Annotated in this window: 17 protein-coding genes; 14 read left to right on the forward strand and 3 right to left on the reverse strand. The window is 41.4% G+C overall.

Going from position 1 to position 16,478, the window contains the following annotated elements; all coding sequences use genetic code 11:
* Positions 1 to 53: 53 nt before the first annotated feature.
* The 7 genes from malK to ASG46_RS00865 all read left to right on the forward strand — a co-directional run bounded on the left by malK (position 54) and on the right by ASG46_RS00865 (position 9,044).
* Positions 54 to 1,655: a malate sensor histidine kinase MalK gene (malK, locus tag ASG46_RS00835; RefSeq protein ID WP_008345824.1), complete on the forward strand. Its 1,602-nt coding sequence runs from the start codon at positions 54 to 56 to the stop codon at positions 1,653 to 1,655.
* Entirely contained in the window at positions 1,648 to 2,355 is a 708-nt protein-coding gene (locus tag ASG46_RS00840) for a response regulator (protein WP_035389249.1), read from the forward strand. Before malK ends, ASG46_RS00840 begins: the two co-directional genes overlap by 8 nt.
* Before the next feature lie 395 nt (positions 2,356 to 2,750).
* Complete coding sequence (locus tag ASG46_RS00845; RefSeq protein WP_008345828.1) at positions 2,751 to 3,833, forward strand: BMP family lipoprotein; 1,083 nt, start codon at positions 2,751 to 2,753, stop codon at positions 3,831 to 3,833.
* Positions 3,834 to 3,992: 159 nt separating this feature from the next.
* Positions 3,993 to 5,528 (forward strand): ABC transporter ATP-binding protein, encoded by a 1,536-nt coding sequence (locus tag ASG46_RS00850; RefSeq protein ID WP_008345830.1) that lies wholly within the window; start codon positions 3,993 to 3,995, stop codon positions 5,526 to 5,528.
* Positions 5,521 to 6,567, forward strand: coding sequence for an ABC transporter permease (locus ASG46_RS00855; RefSeq protein ID WP_048002202.1), 1,047 nt, complete (start codon positions 5,521 to 5,523; stop codon positions 6,565 to 6,567). The genes ASG46_RS00850 and ASG46_RS00855 overlap by 8 nt, the downstream gene beginning before the upstream one ends.
* On the forward strand, positions 6,568 to 7,527 hold the full coding sequence (locus tag ASG46_RS00860; RefSeq protein ID WP_008345835.1) for an ABC transporter permease: 960 nt from the start codon (positions 6,568 to 6,570) through the stop codon (positions 7,525 to 7,527). It begins immediately after the preceding gene.
* Positions 7,528 to 7,706: 179 nt separating this feature from the next.
* The gene (locus tag ASG46_RS00865; RefSeq protein ID WP_017367956.1) at positions 7,707 to 9,044 is read left to right on the forward strand and encodes a 2-hydroxycarboxylate transporter family protein; all 1,338 of its coding nucleotides are present in this window, start codon (positions 7,707 to 7,709) and stop codon (positions 9,042 to 9,044) included.
* A 72-nt stretch (positions 9,045 to 9,116) separates the two neighbouring features.
* Here ASG46_RS00865 and ASG46_RS00870 read toward each other — a convergent pair whose 3' ends face one another.
* On the reverse strand, positions 9,117 to 9,326 hold the full coding sequence (locus ASG46_RS00870; protein WP_019744044.1) for a hypothetical protein: 210 nt from the start codon (positions 9,324 to 9,326) through the stop codon (positions 9,117 to 9,119).
* A gap of 219 nt (positions 9,327 to 9,545) precedes the next feature.
* Between ASG46_RS00870 and ASG46_RS00875 the strand changes: the two genes are divergently transcribed.
* Genes ASG46_RS00875 through mnhG form a run of 7 tightly spaced genes read left to right on the forward strand, consistent with a single transcriptional unit; the run spans position 9,546 to position 15,322 of the window.
* Positions 9,546 to 11,957: a Na+/H+ antiporter subunit A gene (locus ASG46_RS00875; RefSeq protein WP_056702620.1), complete on the forward strand. Its 2,412-nt coding sequence runs from the start codon at positions 9,546 to 9,548 to the stop codon at positions 11,955 to 11,957.
* The gene (locus tag ASG46_RS00880) at positions 11,954 to 12,385 is read left to right on the forward strand and encodes a Na(+)/H(+) antiporter subunit B (protein WP_008345843.1); all 432 of its coding nucleotides are present in this window, start codon (positions 11,954 to 11,956) and stop codon (positions 12,383 to 12,385) included. The genes ASG46_RS00875 and ASG46_RS00880 overlap by 4 nt, the downstream gene beginning before the upstream one ends.
* Positions 12,385 to 12,726: a Na(+)/H(+) antiporter subunit C gene (locus ASG46_RS00885; RefSeq protein ID WP_003213576.1), complete on the forward strand. Its 342-nt coding sequence runs from the start codon at positions 12,385 to 12,387 to the stop codon at positions 12,724 to 12,726. The genes ASG46_RS00880 and ASG46_RS00885 overlap by 1 nt, the downstream gene beginning before the upstream one ends.
* Positions 12,719 to 14,197, forward strand: coding sequence for a Na+/H+ antiporter subunit D (locus ASG46_RS00890; protein WP_056702623.1), 1,479 nt, complete (start codon positions 12,719 to 12,721; stop codon positions 14,195 to 14,197). Before ASG46_RS00885 ends, ASG46_RS00890 begins: the two co-directional genes overlap by 8 nt.
* A 6-nt stretch (positions 14,198 to 14,203) precedes the next feature.
* A complete protein-coding gene (locus ASG46_RS00895; protein ID WP_008345848.1) occupies positions 14,204 to 14,683 on the forward strand; it encodes a Na+/H+ antiporter subunit E in 480 nt (159 codons plus the stop codon).
* Complete coding sequence (locus ASG46_RS00900; RefSeq protein WP_008345849.1) at positions 14,683 to 14,964, forward strand: Na(+)/H(+) antiporter subunit F1; 282 nt, start codon at positions 14,683 to 14,685, stop codon at positions 14,962 to 14,964. The genes ASG46_RS00895 and ASG46_RS00900 overlap by 1 nt, the downstream gene beginning before the upstream one ends.
* A complete protein-coding gene (gene mnhG / locus ASG46_RS00905) occupies positions 14,948 to 15,322 on the forward strand; it encodes a monovalent cation/H(+) antiporter subunit G (RefSeq protein WP_003213369.1) in 375 nt (124 codons plus the stop codon). The genes ASG46_RS00900 and mnhG overlap by 17 nt, the downstream gene beginning before the upstream one ends.
* A gap of 90 nt (positions 15,323 to 15,412) precedes the next feature.
* On the opposite strand, the gene ASG46_RS00910 is transcribed toward mnhG, so the two are convergent.
* Both ASG46_RS00910 and ASG46_RS00915 read right to left on the reverse strand, forming a co-directional pair.
* The gene (locus ASG46_RS00910) at positions 15,413 to 15,802 is read right to left on the reverse strand and encodes a hotdog fold thioesterase (protein ID WP_017358943.1); all 390 of its coding nucleotides are present in this window, start codon (positions 15,800 to 15,802) and stop codon (positions 15,413 to 15,415) included.
* 23 nt (positions 15,803 to 15,825) lie between these two features.
* A complete protein-coding gene (locus ASG46_RS00915; protein WP_007500477.1) occupies positions 15,826 to 16,467 on the reverse strand; it encodes a response regulator transcription factor in 642 nt (213 codons plus the stop codon).
* Positions 16,468 to 16,478 lie beyond the last annotated feature (11 nt).

Raw genomic sequence — 16,478 nt, forward strand, 5'->3', positions numbered from 1 at the left:
TTTCCCGTTAAAGTATTACTATTACGAAAAAATTGCGCGTTAGGGGTATACTCGTGAAAAAAACTTTAAGACTGCAAACACGGCTGACGATCTTTGTCTGTATTGTTGTCCTGATCTCCCTCTGTATCACATTCTTTACGATCTGGTCAGAAACAGCCAAAAATATTCATCAGCAGGAACGTGATATCGCCCTCTCCACTGCCAAAATGGTCGCAGAGGCTCCGATCACAGCAAAATCATTGGAAAAAGATCAATCATATACAGCACTACGGAAATATACAACCAATGTGCAGCGTATCACCAAAACCGAATTCGTTGTCGTCATGGATATGAACGGTATCCGCAAAACACATCCGAATCCGCAAAAGATTGGGAAGCGATTTGCTGGCGGTGATGAAAAACCGGCATTACAGGGTAAAGAACATATTAGTACCGCATCTGGAACACTTGGCAAGTCCATGCGTGCCTTTGTTCCTGTTTATAACCAAGATGGCAAGCAGCTCGGGGCTGTGGCTGTTGGGATTACATTAAAGGAAATTGATTTAATTATTCATCAAAGCCTGCTCCCGCTCTACTTTGTCACATCGCTTAGCCTTTTATCTGGCATTATCGGCGCACTCATTGTGGCACGTAAAGTAAAGAAGATTATGTTTGGACTAGAGCCAGATGAAATTGCCACCTTATTAAAAGAACGAAGCGCTATGCTAGAGTCAACAAAAGAAGGCATTCTTGCCGTCGATCAGCACGGTAAAATCAAGCTGGCAAATGCAGAAGCTAAACGTCTTTTTCATAATATGGGCATTATGGTTGACCCTAGAGAACAAGATGTACAGGCCCTTCTTCCTTCAAGCGGCTTAAAGCAAGTAATCGAAACACGGAAACCGCTGCTTGATCGCGATGTCAGAATGAACGGATTGGAGCTGGTCTTTAATGAGGTACCGATTACGGTAAAAGGAGAAATTGTCGGAGCGATCGCAACCTTCCGTGACAAAACAGAAGTCAAACATCTGGCTGAGCAGCTGAGCGGGGTGAAGATGTATGCCAATGCGCTTCGTGCCCAGTCACACGAATTTATGAACAAGCTCCATGTCATTTTAGGATTGGTTCAACTGAAGAACTATGATGACCTTGGCACCTATATTAAAGATATTGCGATTTATCAGCAGACAGAAACAAATGAAATCATCAACCATGTGAAAAACTCAGTCTTAGCCGGGTTTTTACTAGGAAAACAAAGCTACATCAGAGAACAAGGCGCAGCTTTAGAAGTCAATTGCAGTACACAGGTACCAAACTCGGAGGACCCAGCAGTCACACATGACCTTATTACGGTCATCGGTAATCTGTTAAATAACGCACTCGATGCCGTTTCCCATACAGAGAACAAAAATATTTCCATCTCATTCAGATATGTCCAAGAGCAGCTTCATATTGAAATTACAGACACAGGTGTCGGTCTGACAAAAGAAGAACAGGACATTATGTTTGATCAAGGCTTTTCAACAAAAGGAGAAGACAGAGGTTTTGGCCTTTACTTTGTTGACCAAAGCATCAAAAAACTGAACGGACATATGATCGTCACAAGCGAAAAAGGAGAAGGAACGACCTTTAGTCTCCGTATTCCATATAAACAAAAGGAGGATTCACATGATTAATGTGTTGATCGTAGAAGATGACCCAATGGTCGGGGAGCTGAATAAACGCTACTTGACCCAAATAGAAGGATTTGAATTAAAAGGGATTGCCACCTCATTTCAAAAGGCACTAGACATCTTAAAATCAGAAATCATTCACCTTGTATTGCTTGATATTTATATGCCTGGACAAAATGGGCTCGCCCTATTATCAGAAATTCGTGAGCAAAAGCATTCCGTTGACGTCATCGTCATTTCAGCTGCAAATGAAGTGGATGTCGTACAGCAAACGATGCGAAACGGAGCTGTCGACTATTTAATCAAACCTTTTGAGTTCGAACGCTTCCAATCAGCACTGGCAGAATATAAAAGAAAACATGCCCTATACCAAACGATGAACAGCATCTCTCAAAATGATTTAGACGCGAAGCTGTTTCATAAAAAAGCAGAGGCGGAAAAAGTCCTGCTGCCAAAAGGCTTAACGAAGAGCACACTCAAACTCATCTGGACAAGCATTCAATCATTCGGTCAGCAGGCTTTCACGACCGAAGACCTAGCCAATCATACAGAAATCTCCCAAGTTTCGATTAGAAAATACTTGAAATTTCTTGAGGATATCGAAGTGGTTGATGTGGAGATGGCATACGGGACAATCGGCCGCCCTGTTTTCCAATATAAACTGAATACAAGCAACATGAATTTGATACAGCAATATCTTTAATTTGACACATCTGACCTTTCACAAAGGCCAGATGTTTTTTTATGGCATACGATGTCACAAACCCCTTGATATCAGCGGTTTCACTGTAGTAGAGCACATCATAAAAGCGGCATTATATCATATTTCAGCACATAAAAAGACATCGAATTTAGCCTTTTAACATTTTTTTAAAAATAAAACAAATTTCTATTTATTTATTCGATGGGAAATGATAAATTATGATTGATTAGTTCAACGAGATATAAGTCTGATGTCTTACATCTTCTCTCCTGTTTCCATCAATTTTAAAAGAATGCAGGATAAAATACCCTTTTCAGAAGGATAGGAGAAGGCAAGAGTCGGTCTTTTTTCGCGAGACTTTTCTGAAACTTTTAAATTTTATAGGGGGTTATGTTTTGAAGAAGCGCAAAATTGGACTTGCATTGTCCTTAGTCGTAGCAGCAGGAACCATCCTTGGAGCATGCGGCAACTCTGGCTCAAACAGCGGTGAAAACAAAAAAGATAAAGATCAATTCACTGTTGCAATGGTAACTGATGTCGGTGGTGTCGATGACAAATCGTTTAACCAATCTGCTTGGGAAGGTTTACAAGCATTTGGGAAAGACAACAATTTAACAAAAGGTAAAAACGGCTTTGATTACTTACAATCTAAATCAGACGCTGACTATACAACAAACTTAAACACACTTGCTCGTGAGAAATTTGATTTGATTTACGGAATTGGTTTCTTAATGCAAGATTCTATTACTGAAATTGCGAATCAACGTAAGAAAAACCACTTTGCCATCGTTGATGCAGTTGTAAAAAAAGACAACGTAGCAAGCATTACATTTAACGAAAACGAAGGTTCATTCCTTGTAGGTGTTGCAGCGGCTCTTTCTACAAAATCAAACAAAATTGGTTTTGTTGGCGGCGTTGATTCTGAATTAATCAGAAAATTCGAAGTTGGTTTCCGTGCAGGCGTTGAAGCAGCTAATCCAAAAGCAAAAGTTGAAGTGAAATATGCTGGGGCATTCGATAAAGCAGACATCGGTAAAGCAACAGCTGAAAGTATGTACAAATCTGGCGTTGACGTCATTTACCACGCAGCAGGCGGAACTGGAACTGGTGTCTTCACAGAAGCGAAAAACCTGAAAAAAGCTGATCCTGACCGCAAAGTGTGGGTCATTGGTGTTGATAAAGACCAGTATGATGAAGGTAAAGTACCTGGAACAAAACAAAGTGTCACTCTTACTTCTATGATTAAGAAAGTAGACACAGCGGTACAAGACTTAACAACAAAAGCAAAAGAAGGTAAATTCCCTGGTGGCGAAGTGATCACTTACGGTCTGAAAGAAGGCGGCGTTGACATCTCTCCATCTCAAGAGAATCTTGATAAAGATGTATTGAAGAAAGTCGAAGAATGGAAACAAAAAATCATCAAGGGTGAAGTGAAAATCCCTGCAACACGTGATGAACTAAAAGATTTTAAAGCTTAATTTGTGCATCGGGATAAGCGCGCCTTATCCCCTTGCCTCTCCTTTACCTCCTCTTTATTCGTAAAAGGTGGTAAAAGAAAAGCTGCAGCCTTGTTTTGCAGCTTTTCTTTTGCTAGTTTTTATCTTCATCAGCACCCTAAAAAAGGAGCGGTTAAACCTGTGGATTATGTCATTGAAATGTTGAATATACGCAAAGAATTCCCTGGCATTGTAGCAAATGATAACATTACGCTGCAGCTAAAAAAGGGCGAAATTCATGCGCTGCTTGGTGAAAACGGCGCTGGAAAATCAACGCTCATGAACGTGCTTTTCGGACTGTATCAGCCTGAAAAAGGTGAAATCAAGGTACACGGAAAACCGGTTACAATCTCTAGTCCAAATGATGCAAGTGATTTAGGCATTGGAATGGTCCATCAGCATTTTATGCTAGTTGATACATTTACTGTGGCTGAAAACATCATTTTAGGAAAAGAGCCAAAGAAATTTGGAAAGATTGACAAAGAACAAGCCATTCAGCAAGTGCAGGAACTTTCTGACCGTTATGGACTGAAAATAGACCCTGCCGCTAAAGTATCTGACATCTCAGTCGGTATGCAGCAGCGAGCAGAAATCTTAAAAACACTATACCGCGGCGCTGACATCTTGATCTTCGACGAACCAACAGCCGTCTTAACACCTCAAGAAATAAAAGAACTCATACAAATTATGAAAAACTTAATTAATGAAGGCAAATCCATTATATTAATTACCCACAAGCTAAAAGAAATTATGGATGCCTGTCATCGCGTGACCATTATCCGAAAAGGGCAAGGTATTCGTACACTTGATGTGGAACACACAAACAAAGACGAGCTTGCCAGTTTAATGGTCGGCCGCGAAGTCTCATTTAAAACAGACAAAAAAGCAGCCTCCCCTGCTGAAGAAGTCTTGCAAATTCAAGATCTCACTGTCAAAGATGCGCGAGGAATTGAAGCCGTGAAACAACTCAATTTATCAGTGAAAGCTGGTGAGATTGTCGGAATTGCGGGTGTAGACGGAAATGGTCAATCTGAATTAATTGAAGCCATTACAGGTCTGAAAAAATCCGAATCTGGCACGATCATGCTAAACGGGAAAGCCATTCAAAATCTCCCGCCTCGTAAGGTCACAGAATCTGGTATCGGACATATTCCTCAAGACCGTCATAAGCACGGACTTGTCCTTGACTTTTCAATTGGAGAAAATATTTCCTTACAAACGTATTATCAGCGTCCATATTCGAAGTTTGGCTTGATGAATATGAAAAATATTTATCAAAAAGCAAAACGAATCATTGCTGAATACGACGTACGGACACCTAGTGAATATACAGAAGCACGTGCGCTATCAGGCGGTAACCAGCAAAAAGCCATTATTGGCCGTGAAGTTGACCGAAATCCTGATTTATTAATTGCCGCACAACCGACACGTGGACTTGATGTCGGAGCCATTGAGTTTGTTCATAAACGTCTGATTGAACAAAGGGATTCAGGCAAAGCTGTTCTGCTCATATCCTTTGAGCTTGATGAAATTATCAATGTCAGTGATAAGATTGCTGTTATTTTCGAAGGCAGCATTATTGCCATTGTTGATCCAAAAGAAACAACAGAGCAAGAACTTGGTCTGTTAATGGCTGGAAGTACGCAACAGGAAGTGGGGAAAGAAGCAAATGTCTAATCGCTTAACAAATCTGCTGATTCCGCTTATAGCCATTGTACTTGGTCTTTTCGTTGGGGCCATCATTATGCTGGCAAGCGGTTATAGTGTCATCGAAGGTTATAGCGCCCTTTGGAATGGCGTATTCGGTGAAACATATTATATGGGAGAAACCATCCGACAAGTCACTCCTTATATTTTATCAGGACTTGCTGTTGCCTTTGCATTTCGGACAGGCCTATTTAATATCGGGGTAGAAGGTCAAATGCTGATTGGCTGGGTAGCTGCTGTATGGATCGGCACAACTGTCCATGCACCTATGTATATCCATCTGCCTCTTGCACTGATCACAGCAGCTGCTGCTGGTGCATTATGGGGCTTTATTCCCGGATTTTTAAAAGCTCGTTTTTACGTACATGAAGTCATTGTCACCATCATGATGAACTACATTGCCCTTCATGTCACAAATTATTTAATCTCAAATGTCTTAACAAACAATAAAGATAAAACAGAAAAAATTGATGCAACAGCTTCCCTTCGATCTGGTTTTTTTGAGCAGATCACTGATTTCTCTAGAATGCATAATGGGATTTTTGTTGCCATTATTGCGGCTGTTGTCATGTGGGTTATTATCCAGAAAACCTCTAAAGGGTTTGAATTACGCGCAGTTGGGATGAACCAGCAGGCCTCTCATTATGCTGGGATGAACGTTCGACGCAACATCATTTATGCGATGCTCATTTCTGGTGCCTTTGCAGGTCTTGCAGGTGCGATGGAAGGACTCGGAACATTTGAATATGCTTCGATTAAAGGATCATTCACTGGCGTTGGTTTTGATGGAATCGCTGTTGCCTTATTAGGCGGAAATACAGCTGTTGGTGTCGTCTTAGCGGCATTATTGCTTGGTGGATTGAAAGTCGGTGCTTTAAACATGCCGCTTGAATCTGGCGTACCGACTGAGGTCGTTGATATTGTGATTGCGATCATTATTCTTTTCGTTGCCTCAAGCTATATCATCCGTCTTGTCATTCAACAATTGAAGAAAAAGGGGGGAAAATAAGTGGGATTTCTGCAAATTCTTGAAATCATCGTCCCGGCTACACTTGTTTATGCTGCACCACTTATTTTAACCGCTCTTGGAGGCGTCTTTTCAGAAAGATCAGGTGTCGTCAATATCGGTCTTGAAGGTTTGATGGTCGTCGGAGCATTTTCTAGTATTATCTTTAACTTAATGTTTGCTGATACGTTTGGTGCCTTGACCCCGTGGCTCGGTCTACTTGTTGGTATGGCCATTGGCGGCGTGTTCTCACTCATTCACGCTGTGGCCACGATTACGTTCAGAGCAGATCAAACGGTCAGTGGTGTTGCGATTAACATGCTTGCCCTTGGTGCTACGCTTTTTGTTGTCAAACTGATTTATGGAAAAGCACAAACGGATAAAATTACAGAACCTTTCTATAAAGGAGATATTCCCCTTTTAAGTGACATTCCGATCATTGGTGATATTTTCTTTAAAGATGTGTATTATACGTCCATTCTCGCATTGGTTCTTGCGGTTGTCGCTTGGTTTGTTTTATTTAAAATGCCGTTTGGCTTACGACTTCGTGCAGTCGGAGAGCATCCAATGGCAGCTGATACAATGGGAATCAAGGTATACCGAATGCGCTATATCGGCGTCTTCATTAGTGGTCTATTTGGCGGTCTTGGCGGAGCTGTGTATGCATCGACCATCGCTCTTGATTTCTCACACGCCACCATTACAGGACAAGGCTTCATTGCGTTAGCCGCCCTTGTTTTCGGGAAATGGCACCCATTTGGCGCTATGGGCGCTGCTTTATTCTTTGGATTTGCACAAAGCTTAAGCATCATTGGCTCTCTGCTTCCGCTGTTTCAAGATATCCCGAACGTGTACATGCTCATTGCACCATATGTGCTGACGATCCTAGCTCTTACTGGCTTCATTGGACGAGCAGACGCACCAAAAGCACTTGGTACTCCTTATTTAAAAGGAAAACGATAAATAAATACCATGTATGATCAATCCCCTGAAGGACAAACTATCTTCAGGGGATTTTTGTATGATAAAAACGACAAAACCCCCGTTTATTTTACTTTTATTACACTTAATTTAGTTTAATAAATAGATGAGTGTCACAGAATCTTCTACAATTGAGACAAATAGCATTTGGGGGTGTTTATGTGGCTAATACACAACAATTGAAATCGATTACAAACGATTCTGACAATAATAAAAGCGTTTTCCGAAAAATTCTTTCTTGGAAAATTGGTGTTATTGATCTACCTGTGTATATAGTACTTGCAGCGATTATTTTAACTGCCGCTTATTTTAATAAAATTCCAGCAAATATGCTTGGTGGTTTCGCTGTTATTATGATTTTGGGGATTTTCCTAGGAGATGTAGGACAACGTATTCCAATCTTAAAAGATATTGGTGGACCGGCGATTCTTTCTTTATTCGTACCATCGTTCCTGGTTTTTTTTCATGTTCTGAATCCAAACTCGTTGGAAGCGGTTACGTCTCTGATGAAAACGTCGAACTTCCTATACTTCTATATATCTGCTCTTGTAGTAGGTAGTATTCTTGGGATGCAACGAACTGTTTTAGTACAGGGCCTTATTCGTATGTTTGTTCCTCTTGTTGCAGGTACAATTACAGCTGTGGCTGCTGGAATTCTAGTGGGTCTTTTAGTTGGTTACACACCGCATCATTCGTTCTTCTTTATCATTGTACCGATTATTGCCGGTGGTGTCGGTGAAGGAATATTGCCATTATCAATTGCTTATTCACAAATTCTTGGTGTATCAGCAGAGTCATTAATTTCTCAATTGATTCCGGCTGCTGTCATTGGGAACGTCATTGCCATCATTTGTGCTGGCGCAATGAAAAAGCTTGGTGAAAAACGTCCTGAACTAAACGGGAACGGAAGACTTGTTAAATCAAAAGAAGCAAATGAAATCTTTGAACAGCCTGACATGGATACTAAAGTTGACTTCAGCTTAATGGGTGCAGGTGTACTTGTTGCTTGTACAACCTTTATCTTTGGCGGCTTATTAGAAAGTTTTGTTCATATTCCAGGTCCAATCTTAATGATTGTTCTTGCTGCATTAATCAAATACTTAAACGTGATGCCTCAGCATTTGCAAAACGGCTCACAACAGTTCTACAAGTTTGTATCGAAAAGCTTTACATGGCCTCTAATGGTTGGTTTAGGAATTCTATACATTCCACTTGATGATGTGGCCACTGTTATTTCGATTCCTTTCGTATGTGTATGTATTGCTGTTGTTCTAGGCATGGTTGGTTCTGGTTACTTTGTTGGTAAATTCATGAACATGTATCCAGTTGAATCTGCCATTGTGACGGGCTGTCACAGTGGATTAGGCGGTACTGGTGACGTTGCGATTCTTTCAGCTTCTGGAAGAATGGGCCTTATGCCTTTCGCTCAAGTCTCTACACGTCTTGGCGGAGCAGCAACCGTTATTTGCGCAACAATCTTACTTAGAATGTTTACTTAAAAAAAGAAACAAAAAGCATGTCCCTTACGAAAAGGACATGCTTTTTTTATATTTCTTTTCTCCCATACATCCTCATTCATCAGCTAATACAATTCGTATATACTCCCGAGGCTGAAAAGGATACTGTTTCGCCTGAGGATAGGTCATATGGAGGAGTTGTTCAGAAAATAGCGGCCATTCACTCCCGGCCTGCCACCTTTTTTGATCATTTCGTTCAATCAAGAATGCTCCTCCTAAAATCGTGCAGAATATGCTTAAGCTGATGGCGATCTTTCGTTTCATTTGATCAGCTCCTTTAAGAAAAGCATGTACGAAATACAAAACAATATACAACGAGTTTCATTTTTGATAAAATATTTTTTGTGGTCAAAAGAACTCAAAACAAATTCAATTTGTCGTAAATCAGTTCAAACCAATGCACTATGTCTGTATTTACGCTATAATTTTAATTACCAGTTCTTTAGAACGTGAATTTATATTGATCAAAGGAGGTTCATTTTCTTGCAGCTTATTCACTTCGCCATCCTATCACCTTTTTTATTTGCCTTTGTCGTCCCTTTTCTCTTTAAATACGTAAGGCGTATACATACAGGATGGTTTGTTCTCATCTTGCCTATTCTTTTATTTACCTATTTCATCCAAATGCTCCAGATCACCTCTAATGGACGAACGTTGTTCTCACAAGCTGAATGGATTCCCTCTCTAGGGATGAATTTCACTGTGTATGTAGATGGTCTCAGCCTATTATTTGCTTTACTCATCACAGGTATTGGTGCACTTGTGGTACTGTACAGTATTTTCTACTTATCAAAGGAAAAAGAACAGCTTGGCTCTTTCTATACGTATTTATTAATGTTTATGACCGCTATGCTTGGTGTTGTTCTCTCTGACAACATGGTCGTACTTTATTTGTTCTGGGAGCTAACGAGTATCTCTTCCTTCCTCTTAATTGGGTATTGGTATAAGCGTGAGCGTTCTCGTTACGGAGCAACCAAATCACTGCTTATTACTGTGTTTGGCGGATTGGCTATGCTTGGGGGCTTCATCCTCATTTACCTGATCACTGATTCATTCAGTATTCGCGAAGCAGTCAATCAGCTTCAGCTCATTATGGCATCACCTTATTTCATCCCTGCGATGGTTCTCATTTTACTAGGGGCCTTCACGAAATCAGCGCAGTTCCCATTTTATATTTGGCTGCCTGATGCTATGGAAGCACCAACCCCTGTAAGCAGTTATCTACATTCTGCTACTATGGTCAAAGCCGGTATTTATCTGGTTGCCCGCTTTAGTCCGATTTTTGCTATATCAGAGGTGTGGTTTTGGACCATTTCGATTGTCGGACTTATCACACTATTCTGGGGATCTTTCCACGCCGTTCGGCAAAATGATTTGAAAGCCATTCTGGCCTTCTCGACAGTGAGTCAACTCGGGATGATTATGCTCATGCTAGGAGTAGGCGCAGCTGCCATTCATGAAAACAACCCTGCCTTTTTTGGCGCAGCCGTTCTTGCTGCTATTTTTCATCTCATTAACCACGCAACCTTTAAAGGTAGTCTCTTTATGGCAGCAGGGATTATCGATCACGAAACAGGTACACGTGATATTCGCAAATTAGGTGGATTAATGACCATCATGCCAATTACCTTTACGATTACGTTAATTGGTACATTCTCGATGGCTGGACTCCCGCCTTTTAATGGGTTTTTAAGTAAAGAGCTATTTTTCACAAGTATGATCCGGATTTCTGACATCAGCTTTACGGATGTGTCAACATGGGGGGCTGTCTTCCCTGCTATCGCTTGGCTCGCTAGTGTGTTTACGTTCATCTACAGTATGATGATCGTCTTCAAAACATTTAGAGGCCGTCTGAATGTCGATCAATTAGAGAAAAAACCGCATGAAGCACCGATTGGTATGCTGATCCCGCCAATTATTTTAGCTGCACTTGTGGTCACGTTCTTCTTTTTCCCTAATATTCTTGCCTATTATGTCATTGAACCTGCCATTCAAGCGATCATTCCAGAAGCCATTCAAACAGGAAGCCGCTTTGCCGTAAAAATTGAAGCGTGGCATGGATTCCAGCCAGAGCTTTACATGACGATTGGTGTAGTTGCGCTCGGTACCATTGGCTATTTAACGTTGTCAAAATGGCGCCCAATGTACAACATATTTAAGGAAAAATGGTCATTTAACGCTTTGTATGATCGTTCGCTTATAGGTGTAGAAAAAGGGGCTTACCGCCTAACAAACAGCTATATGACAGGATTCCTTCGTGACTATCTTGTCTATGTATTTGGGTTTATGATTATCGTGCTTGGCAGCGTGATGTTCTACAAGCAAGCCTTCTCTTTTCAAACTGAGCATGCTGCATCAATCGGCACGTACGAAGTCATCCTTTCACTTGTGATGGTCGCAGCGACAGTCACGACTGTATTTGCTCGTTCACGCTTAACAGCTATTATTGCGCTAGGTGTTATGGGCTACACGCTGTCATTGTTCTTCGTGATTTTCAGAGCACCTGACCTTGCGCTGACACAGCTCATTATTGAAACCATTTCTGTCGCGCTGTTTTTACTTTGCTTCTATCATTTGCCAAAGCTGAGTCTGAAGCAAAAAACACGAAGGTTTAAATTAACAAATTTGATCATCTCATTAGGTGTTGGAGTCGTTGTCACCTGTCTTGCTTTCGCTTCAACAAGCCAGCAGTCTCTTGACACGATTTCAACGTACTTCATTGAAAACAGCTACAAACTGGCTGGCGGAGACAATATTGTCAATGTCATTCTTGTCGATTTCAGGGGCTTTGATACACTCTTTGAGATTACAGTGCTGGCCATTGCGGCACTCGGTATTTATGGATTATTGAAGGTAAAAGCACAAGGTAAACGGAAGAGAGGCGTACGGCGATGAGAAAGATTGATACGAATGATATGCTCTTACAAGTCACAACTAAAATTACAGCATTCATCATCTTGCTTTTCTCACTTCACCTATTTCTTGCAGGACATAACAATCCTGGCGGAGGATTCATTGGCGGTTTGATGAGTGCTGGTGCTGTCGTTCTTCTGCTTTTAGCCTACGACCTTAAAACAGTCAGACGCATTTTACCATTTGACTTTATTTATGTGGCTGGTGTCGGTTTGCTCGTTGCCATCCTAACAGGTATGGGATCTTTTCTGTTCGGAGCACCTTTCCTATCCCATGCATTCGATTATTTCCAACTGCCGTTTCTAGGGAAAACAGAACTGGCGACAGCGGTCCTGTTTGATATCGGTGTGTATTTAGTTGTTGTTGGTGTCACCATGACCATTATTCAAACGATTGGAGAGAAGGAATAATGGAATTTCTAATGTCTATTATCGTCGGAATCATTTTTATGGCAGCGACCTATTTAATGCTTTCAAAAAGCCTTCTGCGGGTCATCGTCGGTACTGCCGTTTTAAGTCACGGCGTCCATTTGCTTCTATTAACAATGGGCGGCTTAAAAAAGGGAGCACCTCCTATTTTGAAAGAGGGGCTCACATCCTATGTAGATCCATTGCCACAAGCATTAATTTTAACAGCCATTGTCATTGCTTTTGGTGTAACATCCTTTTTGCTCGTGATGGCCTTCCGTGCCTTCCAAGAGCTGAGAACAGATGACATGGATCAAATGAGAGGAAATGATCAGCATGAATAATCTCGTGATCCTGCCTATATTAATTCCATTACTAGCTGCTACATTATTGATTTTTATGAATAAAAACACCATGCTGTCGAGAGGCTTTAGTGTGTTTGCATCTCTTTTAGCCATTATCTGTAATGTCTATTTGGTCCAAACGATTTTCACAAACGGCATACAAACTCTTTACTTGGGCGGCTGGAAAGCACCGTTTGGCATTGCCCTTGTGGCCGATCAGTTTGCTGCACTTCTTGTGCTGACCGCTTCCATTGTTGGACTTGTCACAGTTCTTTTTTCCTTTCAAACGATTGGGAAAGAAAGAGAGCGGCTGTTCTATTATTCTGGTGTCCAATTCTTGTTAGCTGGCGTGAGTGGTGCCTTTTTAACGGGAGATATTTTCAACCTGTTTGTCTTCTTTGAATTGTTGCTGATGGCATCTTATATGCTCATTGTTCTGGGTGGTTCAAAGCCTCAGCTTCGTGAATCACTGAAATACATTGTGTTTAATATTATCTCATCGGCATTATTTATTGTTGGCGTAGCGTGTTTATATGCAGTCACAGGCACACTGAACATGGCTGATTTAAGTGTGAAAATAGCTGAATCTGGGCAAACAGGGTTAATCACCGTGATTGCCATTCTGTTCCTGATTGTATTTGGCTTAAAAGCTGGGGTCTTCCCGCTTTATTTCTGGTTGCCAGGGTCTTATCATGCACCGCCAGCAGCGATTTCAGCTTTGTTTGGCGCACTGCTGACAAAGGTCGGGCTATATGCGATTGCCAGGGTCTTTACGCTCATCTTTATACATGATACAGGTTTTACGCATACAATTATGGCCTGGCTAGCCGCTCTAACGGTTATATTCGGTGTCATTGGCTCTATCGCCTATTCTGATGTGCAAAAAATTGTGATTTATAACATTGTCACAGCTGTTGGTGTCATTTTGTTTGGGATTGCGGCCAATACACCGGCATCACTCCAAGGCGCCATTTATTACCTCATTCACGATATGGTGATCAAAGGAGCTCTATTTATGCTTGCAGGGGCACTGTTTGTGTATGCTGGAACCAATCATCTGAAAAAAATGGGTGGGCTGATTCAATCCCAGCCTCTACTCGGCTGGATGTTCTTCATATCGGCTTTATCACTTGCGGGTATTCCTCCGCTAAGTGGATTTGTTGGCAAGCTGAAAATTGTTGAAGGTGGGTTTTCTGCTGAGTACATGACGTTCTCTATCCTTGTTTTACTGTCCAGTCTTCTTGTCCTTTATTCTGTTATGAGAATTTTCATGCTCGCGTTTTGGGGAGAGGAACAGGATATGCGAAGAAGAAAGCCATCCATTAGAGGAATGGTGTATCCTGGGGTACTGCTTGTTATCTTATCGCTTGCGATTGGATTAGGCACAGAATTCATTGCACCTTATATCAATCAAGCTGCGGAAATGCTTTCAACACCAGAAAAATATATTCAAGCTGTGCTGAAGGAGTAGATGAACATGGCCTTTCAAATATTATTAAACGCTCTCCTCGCCTTTACATGGATGTTTATGAATGATACATACAGAGCTGCAGACTTTGTATCAGGCTTTGCACTAGGGATGATCGCCATTTTTATGCTACGGCGATTCTTCCCGCAACGTTTTTACGGCTATGCCCTTTATGCGATTTTCAAGCTCGTCATCATTTTTATCAGAGAGCTGCTTCTTGCCAATTTGAGTGTACTCAAGACGGTGTTATCTCCAAAGCTAAAGATCAAGCCTGGTATTTTCGCCTTTCGTACAGATTTAAAAACAGATTGGGAAATCACCATACTGGCTAATATGATTACATTAACACCTGGTACACTGGTCATCGATATTTCGGATGATCGTTCGATTTTATATATTCATGCGATGGATATTGAAGATGCTGAAAAAGCCATCCACGATATTCGGGTATCATTTGAAAAAGCGATTCAGGAGGTGAGCGGTAAGTAATGGAACTGATCTTGCAAATGTCACTTGGGATTCTTGCGCTGTCTACTTTGCTTTTTGTCATACGGGTCATCAAAGGACCTTCTATTCCTGATCGCGTTAGTGCGCTTGATGCGATAGGAATCAATTTAATTGGGATGACAGCCATCGTGTCTATCTTACTGAAAACCACGACGTTCTTTGAAATTATTTTACTGCTCGGTATTCTTGCCTTTATCGGCACTGTCGCTTTTTCCAAATTCCTTGAGAAAGGGGAAGTGATTGAAAATGATCGTCATCGCTAAAGCGATCGTAATTTTCTTTATTCTGCTTGGCGCCATCCTCTGTTTAATTTCAGCCATTGGTGTCCTTCGCCTGCCGGATGTTTACACACGTATGCATGCTGCATCAAAAGCATCGACACTTGGTGTTGTTCTCATTTTAGTTGGTGTGTTCTTTCATGAATGGTTTCTTGCAGGGATCATCTCTGCGAAAATCCTGCTTGGGATTGTCTTTATCTTTCTGACCGCACCAGTCGGCGCTCATTTGATCGGAAGAGCCGCTTACAACACTGGTGTGAAAATGGACAAACGAAGTGTCCAAGATGATTATGGCGGTTTCCGTAACTTTGTCATTAAACGAAAAGAAGACTCTTATTTATAAATGAAGAACCTGACATTCAGGTCTTGTTCACTTTACCCGCATGTTCATAAAAGGGTATTAAAAAAAGCTTCCGCTGCACCGGGAGCTTTTTTATATGCGATCAATGACAGCGAGTGTACATCTTGACGTACAGATATGACGGTCTCGATCATCTTTTATATCGATTTGGAATACCATTGTACGCCGTCCTACATGTACAGGAACAGCTGTAGCTGTCACCACTCCATCACGTACAGATTTTAAATGATTGGCATTGATTTCAATACCTGAACAGACCTGCTTCGTTAAATCCAAATGAGCAGCAGCACCCATGCTTGCCACTGTTTCTGCTAGAGCAGCTGATGCTCCTCCGTGCAGTAATCCAAATGGCTGTTTTGTTCGGTGATCGACTGGCATTGTCGCCACGCATCGTGACGTATTGCATTCCACAATCTCAATCCCCAGTGCCTCAAGCAGTGTATTTGAACCACTCACATCCATCAAGGCCCTCTCCCTTCACACGTTTACAGAACACTTTCCGATTTTGCAATTAACACCGCTTCTGTTCGAGATCCAACATTCAGCTTATTAAAGATGGAGGTCAAACTGTATTCAATCGAGCGTTTGCTCAAATGAAGCACATCGGCGATCTCTTGGTTTGTGTACCCTTTTTCCACTTCTCTTAAGATTAAACATTCACGCTCTGTTAACAGCTCATGATCCGTCTGCTGCGCCTGTTCTGGCTTCTCTTGCTGCTGTGAAATTAATTTCTTTAAATAGGATAGCTGAATGACAACTTCTCCTTGCAATGTGCGGTGTATGTATTCAATGATTTTGTCTTTTGTCTCTGTTTTACTTATTGCACCATGCAATCCAGCTCGAATGGCCTCTTCGAAATAATCATCTACTTCATATCCTGTATAAATGATAATTTTCACTTGTTGATTCGTTTCTAGAATTTGTTTGGCAATGTCCATTCCATTGATATCCCCGAGATTTAAATCCATCAAAATCACATCATAGATGGAAAAGTCATGCGTCTTTAAAAAGGCGCCTTCTGCATCAGGACTTAAACAATCGACTGATAGCTGCTGATCTGATTCTAATATGCTTTTTGTCCCTTCCATGACAGCCGGATGATCATCAATGACCAATATCTTCTTCATGTCTTCCTCCC

This window comes from Bacillus sp. Leaf49, assembly GCF_001426125.1.
Lineage (GTDB): Bacteria > Bacillota > Bacilli > Bacillales > Bacillaceae > Bacillus > Bacillus altitudinis.